A 13,712-nucleotide genomic window follows, 5' to 3' on the forward strand; every position below is an offset into this window, starting at 1 on the left:
GCGCCGCTCGTGGTGCGGCGCCCCGCCCGCTGTCAGCTCGCGCGCAGCGTCAGCGCGGCGGTGTGGAGCTTGCCTCCGGTCCGGAACTGGAGGAACAGCCGCCAGTTGCCGGCGTCGGGCAGCTCGGCGTGGAAGGACAGGTCCGGGCCGCCGTTGTCACCGGTGACCTCGGTGGTCGGGTGGAGGTGGGCGAACGCCAGGTCTCCCTCGTGGAACGCGGTCAGGTGGGCGTAGGTGTTCAGGTACGGCTGGAGGTCCTTGACGGGCTTGCCGTCCTTGGAGAGGGAGACGGTCAGCGGGTGTGCCATCCCCGCCATCAGCTCGCCCTTGACGGTGACCTGGTAGCCGTCGACCTCGGCGGTGGCGGACGCAGCCGGGAGCGCGGTCCTGGCGGACTTGCCGGGGACAGTGACGGAACGGCTGAGGACGAAGTCCTCGCCCTTGCCGGCCCCGGCGTCCGGGGTGAAGGAGGCGAACACCCGCCACGAGCCGGAGGCGAGCGGGGTCAGCGGGGCCGTCCAGGTGCCGTCGGAGGCCATGGTGGGGTGCACGTGCTGGAAGCCGGTCAGGTCCGAGCGGACGGCGTAGAAGTGCATCTGCTTGGTCTGGTCGACCGCGAAGCCGGTGACCGGCTTTCCGTCCGGGCCGGTGACCGTGAAGCGGTACGCGGCCTGCTTGCCGGCGGCGAGCTGCTGGTCCTGCGAGGTGAGGCTGTAGCCGTCCTCCTTGTCGGACAGGCCCTTGCCGGAGGTCATGTGGTCCATGCCGGGCATGTCCTCTATCGAGGAGCTGCTTGCGGACGGCGTGGCGGACTTGCCGCCGTGGCCCATGCCGGGCATGGACGTCTTCTTGCCGTGGTCCATGCCGGACATGGAGTCGTGGGAGGAGCCGCAGGCGGCCAGGGTCAGCGCGAGGGCGGCGGCGGTGCCGGCCACGGCGAGGGTGCGGCGGCCGGTGAAACGCTGGGACGTGAACATCTGTCTGTTGGTCTTTCCGGGTGGGCGCACCACACCGGTGGTGCGCGGAAGGGCAGGACACGGCGCCGGGTCCCGGCCTGCGGCCGGTCCGGCAGGGTGCCTGTCACGTCCGCGCGACGCACACCTGGAGCAGTAGGGTCCGCCCGGCGGGGGGTGGCCCGCGCCGCATGGTCCGGCCCGACCGCAGCAGCGTCGGGGACCAGAGGACAAGGGCGGCTGCGGCCGCCACGGCGAACGGAGCCGGGGCCGGGACGGGGATGCGCTCGTGCGCCGGGGTCGACACGCACAGCTCGCCAGGCATCCCCGACGCTTCCACGGCCTCGGCGACCGGGGTCGTCGTACCGGCGTAAACCGTATGGGAGGTCGTACCGGCGTGGGTCATGGTCCGCCCGGTCGCGGAGTGGTCCCCGTGGAGCGTCGTGGGGTGGTCCCCGTCCGGCATCGGCGCGTCCATGGTCGCCATCGCTCCGTGGCAGCCCGCGGCGGCGGCGCTCGGGGCGCCGTGCATGAGGAACAGGCCCAGCAGGACCGCGCACAGCGTCAGCAGCCGGGCAACGCCCCGCCTGCCTGCCAGTCCGCCGTCCACAGCGTGTTCCCCTCCGGTGCCTCTGCGTGCTCTGCACGCGCGCTCCCGCCGAGAATACCCCGAGAGGGTATGGCGCGGATCGGGCAGTCGGGAATTGGCCTGAACGACGTCACAAGGCCAGTTGTTCGATCAGAGCGTTCGCGTCGAGCTCTGCCGGCTCGCCCGGTGATACTTCGGCCCAGATCACCTTGCCCTTCGCGGCATAGCGCGTGCCCCACCGGTCCGCGTACTGCGAGACGAGGAACAGGCCGCGGCCCCCTTCGTCGGTGGTGGCCGCGCGCCGCAGGCGGGGTGAGGTGTTGCTGCCGTCCGACACCTCGCAGACCAGGGTGCGGCCCAGCATGACCCTGACGCGTATGGGCGGAGCGCCATAGCGGATCGCGTTGGTGAGCAGTTCGCTGAGGATCAGTTCCATGGTGAACGCCGACTCTTCCAGGCCCCACTCCTCGAGTCGGCGGCTCACCTCCGCGCGGACCCGGGACACGGCCATCGGGTCGAACGCCACGTCCCAGGCCGCGACCCGGGTCGGGTCGAGCAGCCGGGTGCGGGCGACCAGCAGGGCCACGTCGTCGCCGGGGTGCTCGGGCAGCATCGTCTCCACCAGCGCCCGGCAGGTCTGCTCCGGGGTCCGGCCCGCGTGGGCGACGGTCGTTGCGAGCAGTTCCAGGCCCTGGTCGATGTCCCGGCCGTGGGCCTCGATGAGCCCGTCGGTGAAGAGGATGAGCCGGCTGCCCTCCGGCAGGTGCAGCTCGCCCGCCTCGAAGGGGTGGCCGCCGACGCCCAGGGGCGGTGCGACGGGGATGTCGGGGAACGTCACCCTGCCCTCGGGGTCGACCACGGCCGGGGCGACGTGACCGGCGCGGGCGAGGGTGCAGAGCCCGCCGACCGGGTCGTACACGGCGTAGAGGCAGGTCGCGCCGGTGAGCGGGGCACGGTCGCCGTCGGCGGTGTCCGTCTGGGCGTCCAGGCGCATCACCATCTCGTCCAGGTGGGTGAGCAGTTCGTCCGGGGCGAGGTCGAGCGAGGAGAAGTTGAGGACGGCGGTGCGCAGCCGCCCCATGGTGACCGCGGCGTGCAGGCCGTGGCCCACGATGTCGCCGACGATCAGGGCGACCCGGAAGCCGGGCAGCGGGATGACGTCGAACCAGTCGCCGCCGACTCCGGACTGCGCGGGCAGATAGCGCGTGGCGATCTCCAGCGCGTCCTGCTCCGGGAGGTCCTGGGGCAGCAGGCTGCGCTGGAGGGTCACGGCGAGGGCGTGCTCGCGGGAGTAGCGGCGGGCGTTGTCGATCGCGACGGCCGCGCGGGCCACCAGTTCCTCGGCGACGGCGACGTCCTCCTCCTCGAAGCGCGGGGAGCCGGTGACCCGCCAGAAGTTGACCATGCCGAGGACGACGCCGCGGGCGCGCAGCGGGACCGTGATCAGCGAGTGGATGCCGTACGCCAGCACCTGCCGCGCTCCTTCCGGATCCTGGGCCCGCCAGTCCTCGGCGGCGTGCAGGTCGGGCACGAGGACGGCCTTGCCCCGGTGCAGGGCCGCCACCATCGGGGTGTCGGCCACCACGAACCGGATGAGGTCACCGACCGGCTGCAGCGGGTGCCCGGCCCGTGACTCGCTCAGCGCGGTGCGCCGCATCCGGTTGACGGCACCGGTGGGTTCCTCGCCCCGCAGCACGGAGTCGAGGAGTTCCACGGTGACGATGTCCGCCAGCCGGGGGACGGCCACCTCGGCCAGCTCCTCCGCCGTACGCCGTACGTCGAGCGTGGTGCCGATGCGTACGCCGGCCTCGTAGAGGAAGGTCAGCCGGCCGCGGGCCACCTCGGCCTGGCCGGTCAGGGCGCGCAGTTCGGTGGTGTCCCGGAAGGTGGCGACCAGGCCCGGTGCGTCGCCGCGGGGCGCGGTGAGCCGGGTGTTCACGGCCAGCAGGCGGTCGCCGGCCGCGACGACCTCGTCGGACGTGGTCTCGCCCGAGGCCAGCAGCCGCGTGAGGCGGGGTCCGAGGCCCAGGTCGGTGACCTGCCGCTGGTCGGCGTCGGCGGGGAGGTCCAGCAGGCGGCGCGCCTCGTCGTTGGCGAGCAGGATCCTTCCGTCGCCGACGATGACGACCCCCTCACGCACCGCGTGAAGGACGGCGTCGTGGTGCTCGTACATCCGGGTCATCTCGGCCGGGCCGAGTCCGTGGGTCTGGCGAAGCAGCCTCCGGCTGACCAGGGCGGTGCCCGCTGTGGCGACGGCGAGCGCGACCACCGCGGCGCCCGCCACGATCGGCAGCTGCTGGTTCAGCACCCGGCCGAGGGTCTCGAACCCAACCCCGGCGCCGACCATGCCGATCACCCGCCGGCTCGCGTCCGTCACGGGCACCACCGCGCGCACGGCGTCGGTCGGCTTGCCGTGGAACGTCTCGGTGAACGCCTCCCCCGCCGCCGCCCGCTCCACGCCCTCGGCCTTGGTGCCGATCAGCGTGGGGTCGGAGTCGGTGACCCGCACGCCCTGCTTGTTCAGCACGGTGATGAAGTCGACGCCGGATCCGCTGCTTGCCCGCTCGGTGGCCTGCTGGAGGCGGGCCGTCGCATCCGGCGACGCGAGCGCCGTCGCCGTGCCGGGTGCGTGGGCGAAGGCCTCGGCCGCGGCCAGCGAACGGTTCCTGGCGTCGCGCTCGCCGTCGTACCAGCCCTGCACGACCAGGGCCGTCGTCCCCACAGCCACGAGGACCAGCATGATCAGGGCCTGGAGCAGGAAGACCTGCGCGGCGAGCGTGCGGACCCTCACGTACGGCGCGAAGCGGCGTCCTGGTGCCGGCCGGGGCCCGGGGCGAGGGGACCGATCGGATGGCGGCCCCGCGCTGAGCGGCGGCGCCGCTTTCGCCCAGGGCCAGCGGGGACGTCCGCGCATGTCCCTTTTCTAACACTGTGTCTCCGGGGTGGGCGACCGCTGTACCGGAGTGCGCCTGCGGCGCGCGCCGGCCCCGGGCATGCTGGGTCTCCGGGGCCGTGCGCCGGCTCACCGCCGCGAAGGGAGACGCCCGATGGCGTACGACGAGGGACTGGCCGAGCGCATCCGGATGGGGGCACCGCCCGCGCGAGCGCAGCCGAGCGTGGGGGAGGCTCGGCACGGGCGCCGGCGTGTCCGAGAAGCGGATGTTCGGCGGCCTCGCCTTCCTGTACCAGGGCAACATGGCGGTGGGGGTGACCGGCAGTGATCTCATGGTCCGGGTCGGCCCGGATGCCACGGACGCGGCGCTCGCCCGGCCGGGGGCACGGCTCTTCGACATGACCGGCCGTCCGATGCGCGGCTGGATCGTCGTCGCGGCCGAGGCCGTCACCGAGGACGCCGAACTGACCTCGTGGATCGACGAGGGGCGTGCGTTCGCGGCGACGCTGCCACCGAAGTGAGCCCCTGAGCCACACCTCGAACAGGCCCTTGAAATGGCGTTTCCCCGCAGGATGAGCACCGGTTATGCTCCCGCTCGCATCGGGGGCGATCAACGGGGGTGGGGGCATGAGCGACGACGTCGCGTCCAGGAAGGCGCCGAGAGCGGGGGTTCAGGCCGTGGCGGCGGTGGTCATGGTCGCGGGCGCGGTGGGCGGCGCGTGGGGGCTGGCGGAGGCGCTGCCCGACCAGTCCGAGGACCGGGGGCCGGCCGCGTGCTCGTCGGACACGCATCACGCGCTGCCGTCGAAGTACGTGTCCGGAGCGAAGCTCTGCACGGCGCTGAACCGCTCCGACCTGCCGGCACTCCTCGGTACGCCGGACGAGCAAGCGGAGACCGCGGACCCGTCCGGAGGCTGGATCACCCTCGCCGACGGCACCAAGATCGCCGCGCCGGAGGCAACGGTCACGTTCGAGACGTACTCCGTGAAGCTCTCGGACTCCTACGACGGTCTCTCGGTCGGCGCGACGGCCCGCCTGCTCGGCAAGGACGCCGAGTCGAGAACGGTGCTGGGGCACCCGGCGGTTCTCCACTCGGACCGGACCATCGGCTTCACGATCAACGGCGGCAAGGTCGGCACCGGGCCCGGCGGTATCGCTCGCAGCCTGCTGGTCGCCAAGGGCGCGAAGGACGGCGGCGGCTCCTTCGCGATCTCCATCTGGCGGCAGGACGACGTGCCGCCGGACGACACGGCCTTGTTCCGCATCGCCGAAAAGGTCCTGCCGACGGTGCCCGGCTGGCGCGCCGGCTGACGGGTCACGGGCGGCCCGTGCGGGCGCACCCACATGCCACCCGCACACCCCTCAACCCGGCCTCCTATGCTGTGCCGTGATCAACACGGGAGGGGAACAACACATGGCGACCTGGGGACTGATCGTCGAGACGACCGTCGGCGCGTCGGACCGGAAGCACATCGAGACCTACGTGCTGACGCACATGGAGGGCACGCGCGAGGAGGCGCTGCGCGAACTGGAGACGCGTGCCCGGAACTACGTACCGGAGCACCCCAGGATGCCCAAGCGCCGTCGGCTCTTCCGGCACAGCGACGGTTTTCTGCTGGTCGGCGACGGTGCCTGGCAGTCGTTCAGCACCCGGTTCACGCTCGCGGAGCTGGTCGGGGACGACGCGCCGCAGTAAGTCCTCCGGCAGGTCTCCTACGAAGGCGTGAGCGGCAGGTCGTCCGAGTAGGCGTTCACCGGCGGCGACATGGGGCGGGCGGCTCTGACGTCGAGGGCGGCCTCCGCGGTCTTCGTGCCGAGCCCGCCCTTGGCGTGCCAGGTGCCGGTCACCGACAGCCAGGTGTCGGCGGGCGGCGCGTCGGTGCCGTACATGCGGACCTTGACGGACTGTGAGTCCGCCGCGCAGCAGGTGAAGATGATCCGCGTCAGGTACCAGCCACCGCTCGCGCCGGCCGGGGTGACGAAGCCGGTCAGCTGGACGCTGCGGCCCTTGATGGCCCGGCTGCGGTCCTGCTGGACCCGGGTGGTGAAGGCCGTGAGGGTCATCGGCAGGGGTGAGGTGGCGGGCAGTGCGGCGAATCCTTTCTGCACCGCGACCGCCCTGCTGTTCGAGCGAGCCGCGGTGAACGCGCCCAGCGCGGGCGGAGCGTAGAAGAGCAGACTCAGCGCCGGGAGGAACAGCAGCCAGGCGATACGCGGGGCGGTGGAGTGGTCGTGGCCGTGCGCGTGACCGTCCCTTCCGTGAACGCCGGGCGCAGGAGTCGCGTGCCTCTGCCGTACCCGAGCCGCCCTCGCCACCCCGGCCGCCCCCACCACACCGAGCACGAGCAGCACGGCGCCAGAGGCGATGAGCGGGGGACGCAGTCCGGGCTTGACGTAGCGCAGGTAGGTGTCGGTGAAGAGGGCGGCGTGCAGCAGGCCGCTGCCGGTCAGCAGCAGAAGCAGCGCCTGTACCGGGCGCCTCACAGCAGTGCGCCTCCGATCAGGACGCTCGCGGCGACGGCCACGACGGTGGTCGCCGCGGAGAAGCGCCAGGCGAAGGCGCGCCCGAACGTGCCCGCCTGGAGGGCGATCAGCTTCAGGTCGACCATGGGGCCGACCACCACGAACGCGAGCCGGGCGGTCGGCGAGAAGCCGGTGAGCGAGGCCGCCACGAACGCGTCGGCCTCCGAGCAGACCGCCAGCAGCACGGCGAGGGCGGCCAGGAAGAGCACCGAAAGCCAGGGCGAGCCGGAGAAGGTGTCGAGCACGGAGCGCGGCACGGTGACGTTGAAGGTGGCGGCGGCCATGGCGCCGAGGACGAGGAAGCCGCCGGCGTGCAGGAAGTCGTGCTGGCAGCCGAGCCGGAACTCGGTCCAGCGGCTGTGCCCGTGCTGGTGGCCGGTGTGCCGCTGCCGTACGACGGGGCGCAGCCACTTCTCCCGGCCGAGCCAGAGCCACAGCCAGCCCATCGCGGCGGCCGTGCCGAGCGAGGCGAGCAGCCGGGCGGCGACCATCGCGGGGTTGCCCGGGAAGGCGACGGCGGTGGCGGTCAGCACGACGGGGTTGATGGCGGGGGCGGAGAGCAGGAAGGCGAAGGCGGCGGCCGGGGTGACGCCCCGGCGGATCAGGCTGTTCGCCACGGGTACGGAGGCGCACTCGCAGCCCGGCAGGACCGCTCCGGCCACCCCTGCCACCGGCACGGCGAGCGCGGGCCGCTTCGGCAGGACTTTCGTGAACAGGTCCGCCGGCACAAAGGCGTTGATGGCCCCGGACAGGGCGGTACCCAGGAGGAGGAAGGGGAGCGCCTGGACGGTGATGGCCAGGCAGACGGTGCGCCAGGCCTGAACGGCCGGCTGGTTCGGCCACTCGGTGCCCGCGAGCAGGAACACGGCCGCCGCACCGGCTGCGACCGTGATCGCGGCACCGTACGGCCAGGGCCGGAGGCGACGCAGGGGTGAGGCCGGGGACGGGTGCGGAGCCGGGCCTGCGGAGAGGCGGGCTACACCCTCTGCCGCACCCTCCGCCACGCCAACCAGTTCATCCGTTTTTTCCATCATCGCTCCGGATGTCGGTGTCTGGCCGACGATAAGCGAGGAGCGTGACCCGGGCGGCGCGTACACGCCGCCTTACACGAATGAGGCGGGCGGGCTACGCCGAGGCGGCGCTCCGGTCCGGCTCCACGCCAGGGCAGGGACCTGCCTCCGGCAGGTACGTCATCGCCCACTCCCCCAGCTTCCGCATCGCGGGCTCCAGCGCGGCGCCCGCCTCGGTCAGCCGGTACGACACGCGCAGCGGTGGCCCTTCGTCCACCTCACGCAGCACGAGGCCCACCGCGCCGAGCTCGGCGAGCCGGTCGGACAGCATGCGTTCGCTGATGCCGGGAATCGCCCGGCGCAAGTCGGCGAAGTACGCAGGCTGCCCCATCAGGACGGCCACGATCTGGCCGTTCCAGCGCTTGCCCAGCAACTGGAAGACGCGGGTGATGTCCTCGTCCACGCGCTTACACGCTGCACTGTCGTGGTTTCGGTGAGCCCCCATGCGCACATCGTACTACCCGGCCGTGAGGGGATGAAAAAAAGTAAGTCCCTGTGTTATCAATAGTTCAGTACGAAACATCAGCCCGAGCCTACGGCGCAGGGCTACCCCTTCGTTTGCCTGGAGACACCCATGGCCACCTTGCTGCACATCGATTCGTCCGTCTTCCCGCTGATGGGATCCGCCTCGCGTGCCGTGACGGAGGAGTTCCGCAAGCACTGGCAGGAGCAGCACCCCGACGGCAAGGTCGTCTACCACGACCTGGCGGCCGAGCCTGTCCCGCACATCACCGCCGACGCACACCTGGCCGGATTCGCCGACGAGGCGTCCCGCACGCCGGCCCAGGCCGCCGCGTTCGCCGAGCGCGAGCGCCTGATCGAGGAGCTGGAGCAGGCCGACGCCGTCCTGATCGGCGCCCCGATGTACAACTTCGCGATCCCCTCCACGCTGAAGGCGTGGCTGGACAACGTGATCCTGTTCGGCCGCACCGCGGGTGAGAACCCCTCCACCAAGGGCATCCCGGTGACCGTCGTCGCCAGCCGGGGCGGCGCGTACGGGCCGGGCACCCCGCGTGAGGCGTACGAGTACGTGCAGAACTACCTGGGCGCGATCTTCACCGACATGCTCGGCATGGAGACCGACTTCATCGTCCCGGAGCTGACGATGGCCCCGCAGAACCCGGCGATGGCCGAGCTGGTCCCGCTGTACGAGGCCTCGCGTGAGCGTGCCCTCCAGGAGGCGGCCGTCAAGGCCAAGGAGCTCGCCGAGCGCCTCGCGGCCTGATTGCGGCACCGCTCCTCGCTCCGCCCCCGGGCAGCCCTCCGCGGCTCCGGGGGCGGAGTCGTTCCCGCCGTCAGCGGGCGAAGACCGTGCTGGCCAGCACGACGTGCACGACGGTGCCGCCGAGGATGCTCAGCAGGGCGTTGCGGCGCCACAGGTGGAGGCCGACGGTGACGGCGAGAGCCGCGAGCGGGGCGAGGACGCGGGTGTGGGTCACGGGCAGGTCGCGCAGGCAGTAGACGACGAGGATCACCATGATCCCGGCGGGCATCCGGGTGCTCAGGTACCGGACGGTGCCGCTCGCCCGCAGGGGCGCGAGCGCGGCGAAGGGCAGGGCGCGCAGCGCCCAGGTGACCGCGGCGGCGACGAGGACCGCCCCGACGAGGTAGGTCGTGTCAGGCATGGCGCGGCTCCCGGCGCGTCGAGCGGTGGCGGACCAGCAGTGCCGCGGTGAACAGGGCGAAGGCGACCGGGAGCAGCTGCCCCGGGCACAGCAGCCGGGCGACCAGGGCGCTCAGCAGGGCGAGCAGGGGCGTGGGCAGGTCGGCCCGCAGCCCGTGGACGGCGTCGAGGGCGAGCACGGTGAACAGCGCGGTGAGCGCGAAGTCCAGGCCGGTGACCCCCCTCGGGACGAGCGAGCCGAGCAACGCTCCCACGGTGGCGCCTCCCGCCCAGTACAGGTGCATGAAGAGCTGGAGCCACAGGATGCGCCGGCCGGACCAGCCGCGGGCCTGCTCCCCGGAGGTGAGCGCGTAGGCCTCGTCGCACAGCGCGAACGTGCCGTACGCCTTGCCGAGGCGGCCGTCGATCCGGTGCAGCGGGAAGGACAACGCGTAGAAGACGTGCCGTGCATTCACCAGGAACGCCGACACGGCGACGGACACGAGCGGCGCGGCGGCGGTGACCATGCCGATCAGCAGGAACTCGAACGACCCGCCGTAGGCCAGCGCGCTGGACAGGCTCGCCCACCACCAGTCGACCCCGGAGTGCGCGACGAGCACCCCGAAGGCGATGCCGAGCGGGACGAAGCCGAGGCCCACGGAGGCGGAGTCCGCGAACGCGGCCCGCGCCTCGGAAGACATCCGGGGTGCGGGCGGGGGCGCAGGCCGAGGGAGGCCGTCGGCGACGGCGGGAGATATAGGCATGGCGACATTTTAGGAAGAATCGCACGTCATATGGTTGCGGAAAATGTCTCTACGATGGCCCTGTGCGCAATGAAGTAAGGCTTGACGGCATCGACCGGGACATTCTGTTTCACCTGCGTCAGGACGGGCGCCTGACCAACGTGGAGCTGGCCCAGCGGGTGGGCCTGACGCCGCCGCCCTGTCTGCGCCGGGTCAAGCGGCTGGAGGAGGCCGGTGTCATCGCCGGGTACCGGGCCGTGGTGGATCCCGAGGCGCTGGGCCGCGGTCTGGAGGTCCTCATCGACGTCGAGGTCAGTGCGAACGACCGCGCGACGTTCCTGGAGTTCGAGGAGCTCGTGGCGGCCTACGAGGAGGTCGTCGAGTTGCGGCGCATGTACGGCCGCCCGGACTATTTCGTGCGCGTGGCCGTCGCCGACCACGCCGCCTACGAGGCCTTCCTCGTCGAGAAGCTCAGCAACCACCCCTGCGTGCTGCGCATCGACTCGCACCTGACCATGAAGACGATCAAGTCGGGTCCCTGACCGGGGCTCAGACCGCCGTCAGGACGAGCACGAGCGGGATGCCGCGGCACGGGACGAGGCGCAGGCCCTCGTGCTCGCCGGGTGCCGCCTCGCTGAGCAGGCGGCCGAAGTCGGGGCCCTTGGTCAGCGAGCCGGCCAGGTGGGCGGGGTCGGCGGAGGCGGCGACCCGGCCGCGGGCGTTCACCAGGTGAGCGGGGCGGGGAAGCCGGCGGAGCAGAGGGAGGACGGCCGCTTCGAAGTGCCGTAGGTACACGTCGGCGGCGGCGACCCCGGCGAACCGCCCGTCGAGCTCGACCGGTTCGGACAGGGTGAGGCTGTACTCGTCGGAGCAGAGGTAGTCGACGTACGGTCCGGCGACGGCGCGGCGCCCGGTGTCACGGGGCAGGGTGAACCAGTCCCAGTGGGTGTAGTCGGAGTACGCCGAGCGGCCGGGGTCGAGGTCGAGCAGCAGCGGTCGTACGTCACCGTCGGCGTCCGACTGCCACCACTCCAGCCACCCCGGTACGTCGGTGAGCAGGCCGGGGGCGGCGACGAACCCGACGCCGGAGACCAGGTCGTGGCGGCTGAGGCGCAGATGCAGCCCGGGGCGCAGGGCGGCGAGGTCCGCGCTCGCCGGGGGTCTGCCGAGCGCCGCCGCCTTCGCCAGCAGGGCCGCCGTGTCGGCGCGGGTGGCGGAGACGGTCTCGAAGACGGCCTCCAGCGCGCCGCCGATCCGGGCGGCCACCCATGCCTCGGTCTCAGTGCCGCGACTCGACGGCGTCGCTGCCGCGGCGACGAGCCCGGGACTCCAGCCCATGGTGTCCTCCAGCGGACGGGAACCGGACGCGGCGCGGTCAGAGCGTGAGGCGTACGGCGACGAGCCGCGCCGTCGACTCCCTGACGCACCGCTCGGCCAGCGTGCCGGCCGTTGCGTGGGCCCCATCATGCACGGCGGAGATCACGGAGCGGAGACGGTCCGCCACTTCTTCACGATATTCGGCGCCCCCGTCGCCTCCCAGGACGAGGCAGAGCAGGGCGCCCACCTCGCTCTGCAGCGCGACCTGTTCGCGGGTGAGCCGGGCGGACTGGGCGGCAGCCGCGAGTTCGACGTGGAAGCGGCCGTACAGGCGGCTGCGCGCCGCGGCCTCCTCGGCGAGCGCCAACTCCTCGGCGGTACTGCGGAGTCGGTGGAGGTCCTCGGGTTCCGTGCGCTGGGCGGCGAGGCGGGCGGCGGCGCCGGACAGGGCGGCCCAGTGGTCGCCCAGGTCGCGCAGTTCCTCGGTGCTCCAGCCGCGCAGCCGGGTCCTGAGCCGGTCGTCGGCGGGGACTTCGGGCAGGGAGACGAAGCTGCCGCCGCCGCGGCCCCGGCGGGTGGTGAGCAGACCCTGCTGCCGCAGCGCCATGAGCGCCTCGCGCAGGGTCACCGTGGACACACCGAGCTGCCCGGCCAGGTCGCTCTCGCCCGGGAGTTGCTCACCGTCGGCGAGGAGGCCGAGTTCGATGGCGTCTCCTATGCGGCGGACGACCGTGTCCACACGGGCCCGGTTGTCCACAGGGCTGAAGACGGCCTTGCGGGCGCTGCCGTTCATCGTGCGCCGCCGTTCATGCCGTTCACCTCGCGCTGCCTCACGGTCATCACCTCGTGCATTGACTCAAGCTTTACCCTAAAGGGACCTTGAGATTTGAACTATGACTTCATAGGTTTACGCGCAACGTACGGCCCGTCAGAAAGGTTCCCGCATGGAGGGGATTGCGATCCGGCTGCAGGATCTGCGGAAGTCGTTCGGGGAGACGACCGCCGTGGCCGGTGTCGACCTGGAGATCCGGGACGGGGAGTTCTTCTCGATGCTCGGCCCGTCCGGCTCAGGGAAGACCACGGTCCTCAGACTCATCGCCGGGTTCGAAGCCCCCACCCAGGGCCGGATCGAACTCGCCGGACAGGAGGTCACCGGCCTCGCCCCGTTCGAGCGGGACGTGCACACCGTCTTCCAGGACTACGCCCTGTTCCCCCATCTGACGGTCGAACAGAACGTCGCCTACGGGCTGAAGATACGCAAGGTGCCGAAGGCCGAGCGCCTCGTGCGCGCCCGCAAGGCGCTCGCCGAGGTCCGCCTCGAAGGCTACGGCCGGCGGCGCCCCGCCCAGCTCTCCGGCGGCCAGCGCCAGCGCGTCGCCCTCGCCCGCGCCCTCGTCGGCCGGCCCCGGGTCCTGCTGCTCGACGAACCCCTCGGCGCCCTCGACCTGAAACTGCGCGAGCAGATGCAGGTCGAACTCAAGGCGCTGCAGCGGGAGGTGGGCATCACCTTCGTCTTCGTCACCCACGACCAGGAGGAGGCCCTGACGATGAGCGACCGCATCGCCGTCTTCGAGCAGGGCCGCATCGCCCAGGTCGGCACGCCCGCCGAGATCTACGAGCGCCCGGCGAACGCCTTCGTGGCCTCCTTCGTCGGCACCTCGAACCTGCTCGACGGCGAGGTGGCCCACCGGATCGCCGGCGCCCCGGGCACGTACAACATCCGCCCGGAGAAGATCCGCGTTCTCAAGGAGTCCGCGGAGGCCGACGAGCCCGGACACGCCACCGCCACGGGCACCGTGGCAGACGTGGTCTACCTCGGCGACGCCACCCGCTTCCTGGTCGACCTCGACGGCGGCGGCCGGCTCACCGCGCTGCAGCAGAACCTGGAGACCTCCTCCGAGGACGTCGCCGCCTACCGCGGCACCCGGGTCCGCCTCCGGTGGCACCGCCGGCACGCCGTCCGGCTGCCTTCCTGACCTGCACCACTCCATCCCCCCACGGGGCTCCCTCACCCATGGAGA

Annotated in this window: 16 protein-coding genes; 6 read left to right on the forward strand and 10 right to left on the reverse strand. The window is 72.2% G+C overall.

Features of this window, described 5'->3' with window-relative positions; genetic code table 11:
- Window positions 1-32 precede the first annotated feature (32 nt).
- From ACWD35_RS35375 to ACWD35_RS35385, 3 genes are all read right to left on the reverse strand, one after another.
- A complete protein-coding gene (locus ACWD35_RS35375; RefSeq protein WP_451355447.1) occupies window positions 33-977 on the reverse strand; it encodes a hypothetical protein in 945 nt (314 codons plus the stop codon).
- Between the two features lie 103 nt (window positions 978-1,080).
- Entirely contained in the window at window positions 1,081-1,563 is a 483-nt protein-coding gene (locus ACWD35_RS35380; RefSeq protein WP_451355448.1) for a hypothetical protein, read from the reverse strand.
- Window positions 1,564-1,672: 109 nt separating this feature from the next.
- Window positions 1,673-4,456, reverse strand: coding sequence for a SpoIIE family protein phosphatase (locus ACWD35_RS35385; protein WP_451355449.1), 2,784 nt, complete (start codon window positions 4,454-4,456; stop codon window positions 1,673-1,675).
- Between the two features lie 230 nt (window positions 4,457-4,686).
- Here ACWD35_RS35385 and ACWD35_RS35390 point away from each other — a divergent pair, with 230 nt between their 5' ends.
- From ACWD35_RS35390 to ACWD35_RS35400, 3 genes are all read left to right on the forward strand, one after another.
- The gene (locus ACWD35_RS35390) at window positions 4,687-4,956 is read left to right on the forward strand and encodes a TfoX/Sxy family protein (RefSeq protein WP_451355450.1); all 270 of its coding nucleotides are present in this window, start codon (window positions 4,687-4,689) and stop codon (window positions 4,954-4,956) included.
- A 106-nt stretch (window positions 4,957-5,062) separates the two neighbouring features.
- Window positions 5,063-5,746, forward strand: coding sequence for a DUF6215 domain-containing protein (locus tag ACWD35_RS35395; RefSeq protein ID WP_451355451.1), 684 nt, complete (start codon window positions 5,063-5,065; stop codon window positions 5,744-5,746).
- A 103-nt stretch (window positions 5,747-5,849) separates the two neighbouring features.
- Window positions 5,850-6,131 carry a hypothetical protein gene (locus ACWD35_RS35400; RefSeq protein ID WP_451355452.1) on the forward strand — a complete coding sequence of 94 codons (282 nt, stop codon included), beginning with the start codon at window positions 5,850-5,852 and terminating at the stop codon, window positions 6,129-6,131.
- Window positions 6,132-6,148: 17 nt separating this feature from the next.
- Here the strand turns inward: ACWD35_RS35400 and ACWD35_RS35405 are convergent, their stop codons facing one another.
- The 3 genes from ACWD35_RS35405 to ACWD35_RS35415 all read right to left on the reverse strand — a co-directional run bounded on the left by ACWD35_RS35405 (window position 6,149) and on the right by ACWD35_RS35415 (window position 8,473).
- Window positions 6,149-6,919: a TIGR03943 family putative permease subunit gene (locus tag ACWD35_RS35405; protein ID WP_451355453.1), complete on the reverse strand. Its 771-nt coding sequence runs from the start codon at window positions 6,917-6,919 to the stop codon at window positions 6,149-6,151.
- On the reverse strand, window positions 6,916-7,989 hold the full coding sequence (locus tag ACWD35_RS35410) for a permease (RefSeq protein WP_451355454.1): 1,074 nt from the start codon (window positions 7,987-7,989) through the stop codon (window positions 6,916-6,918). The genes ACWD35_RS35405 and ACWD35_RS35410 overlap by 4 nt, the downstream gene beginning before the upstream one ends.
- 94 nt (window positions 7,990-8,083) lie before the next feature.
- Entirely contained in the window at window positions 8,084-8,473 is a 390-nt protein-coding gene (locus ACWD35_RS35415) for a winged helix-turn-helix transcriptional regulator (protein ID WP_451355455.1), read from the reverse strand.
- Between the two features lie 129 nt (window positions 8,474-8,602).
- Between ACWD35_RS35415 and ACWD35_RS35420 the strand changes: the two genes are divergently transcribed.
- Entirely contained in the window at window positions 8,603-9,253 is a 651-nt protein-coding gene (locus ACWD35_RS35420; protein ID WP_451355456.1) for an FMN-dependent NADH-azoreductase, read from the forward strand.
- Between the two features lie 70 nt (window positions 9,254-9,323).
- Here ACWD35_RS35420 and ACWD35_RS35425 read toward each other — a convergent pair whose 3' ends face one another.
- Complete coding sequence (locus ACWD35_RS35425) at window positions 9,324-9,653, reverse strand: branched-chain amino acid transporter permease (RefSeq protein WP_451355457.1); 330 nt, start codon at window positions 9,651-9,653, stop codon at window positions 9,324-9,326.
- Window positions 9,646-10,395 carry an AzlC family ABC transporter permease gene (locus tag ACWD35_RS35430; RefSeq protein WP_451355458.1) on the reverse strand — a complete coding sequence of 250 codons (750 nt, stop codon included), beginning with the start codon at window positions 10,393-10,395 and terminating at the stop codon, window positions 9,646-9,648. The genes ACWD35_RS35425 and ACWD35_RS35430 overlap by 8 nt, the downstream gene beginning before the upstream one ends.
- 62 nt (window positions 10,396-10,457) lie before the next feature.
- On the opposite strand from ACWD35_RS35430, the gene ACWD35_RS35435 reads away from it, so the two are divergent.
- Window positions 10,458-10,916, forward strand: coding sequence for an Lrp/AsnC family transcriptional regulator (locus ACWD35_RS35435; RefSeq protein ID WP_451355459.1), 459 nt, complete (start codon window positions 10,458-10,460; stop codon window positions 10,914-10,916).
- A gap of 7 nt (window positions 10,917-10,923) precedes the next feature.
- Here the strand turns inward: ACWD35_RS35435 and ACWD35_RS35440 are convergent, their stop codons facing one another.
- Window positions 10,924-11,712: a cache domain-containing protein gene (locus tag ACWD35_RS35440; protein ID WP_451355460.1), complete on the reverse strand. Its 789-nt coding sequence runs from the start codon at window positions 11,710-11,712 to the stop codon at window positions 10,924-10,926.
- A 37-nt stretch (window positions 11,713-11,749) separates the two neighbouring features.
- Window positions 11,750-12,484, reverse strand: coding sequence for a FadR/GntR family transcriptional regulator (locus tag ACWD35_RS35445; RefSeq protein ID WP_451355461.1), 735 nt, complete (start codon window positions 12,482-12,484; stop codon window positions 11,750-11,752).
- Between the two features lie 151 nt (window positions 12,485-12,635).
- Here ACWD35_RS35445 and ACWD35_RS35450 point away from each other — a divergent pair, with 151 nt between their 5' ends.
- Window positions 12,636-13,667: an ABC transporter ATP-binding protein gene (locus tag ACWD35_RS35450; protein WP_451355462.1), complete on the forward strand. Its 1,032-nt coding sequence runs from the start codon at window positions 12,636-12,638 to the stop codon at window positions 13,665-13,667.
- Window positions 13,668-13,712 lie beyond the last annotated feature (45 nt).

The organism is Streptomyces sp. NPDC002671 (assembly GCF_053592475.1).

Excerpts from the sequence above, each read along its gene's own strand:
- ACWD35_RS35375 (WP_451355447.1), bottom strand. The coding sequence starts at position 977 with ATGTTCACGTCCCAGCGTTTCACCGGCCGCCGCACCCTCGCCGTGGCC.
- ACWD35_RS35385 (WP_451355449.1), bottom strand. The coding sequence starts at position 4,456 with ATGCGCGGACGTCCCCGCTGGCCCTGGGCGAAAGCGGCGCCGCCGCTC.
- ACWD35_RS35395 (WP_451355451.1), top strand. The coding sequence starts at position 5,063 with ATGAGCGACGACGTCGCGTCCAGGAAGGCGCCGAGAGCGGGGGTTCAG.
- ACWD35_RS35400 (WP_451355452.1), top strand. The coding sequence starts at position 5,850 with ATGGCGACCTGGGGACTGATCGTCGAGACGACCGTCGGCGCGTCGGAC.
- ACWD35_RS35410 (WP_451355454.1), bottom strand. The coding sequence starts at position 7,989 with ATGGAAAAAACGGATGAACTGGTTGGCGTGGCGGAGGGTGCGGCAGAG.
- ACWD35_RS35415 (WP_451355455.1), bottom strand. The coding sequence starts at position 8,473 with ATGGGGGCTCACCGAAACCACGACAGTGCAGCGTGTAAGCGCGTGGAC.
- ACWD35_RS35420 (WP_451355456.1), top strand. The coding sequence starts at position 8,603 with ATGGCCACCTTGCTGCACATCGATTCGTCCGTCTTCCCGCTGATGGGA.
- ACWD35_RS35425 (WP_451355457.1), bottom strand. The coding sequence starts at position 9,653 with ATGCCTGACACGACCTACCTCGTCGGGGCGGTCCTCGTCGCCGCCGCG.
- ACWD35_RS35430 (WP_451355458.1), bottom strand. The coding sequence starts at position 10,395 with ATGCCTATATCTCCCGCCGTCGCCGACGGCCTCCCTCGGCCTGCGCCC.
- ACWD35_RS35440 (WP_451355460.1), bottom strand. The coding sequence starts at position 11,712 with ATGGGCTGGAGTCCCGGGCTCGTCGCCGCGGCAGCGACGCCGTCGAGT.
- ACWD35_RS35445 (WP_451355461.1), bottom strand. The coding sequence starts at position 12,484 with ATGAACGGCAGCGCCCGCAAGGCCGTCTTCAGCCCTGTGGACAACCGG.
- ACWD35_RS35450 (WP_451355462.1), top strand. The coding sequence starts at position 12,636 with ATGGAGGGGATTGCGATCCGGCTGCAGGATCTGCGGAAGTCGTTCGGG.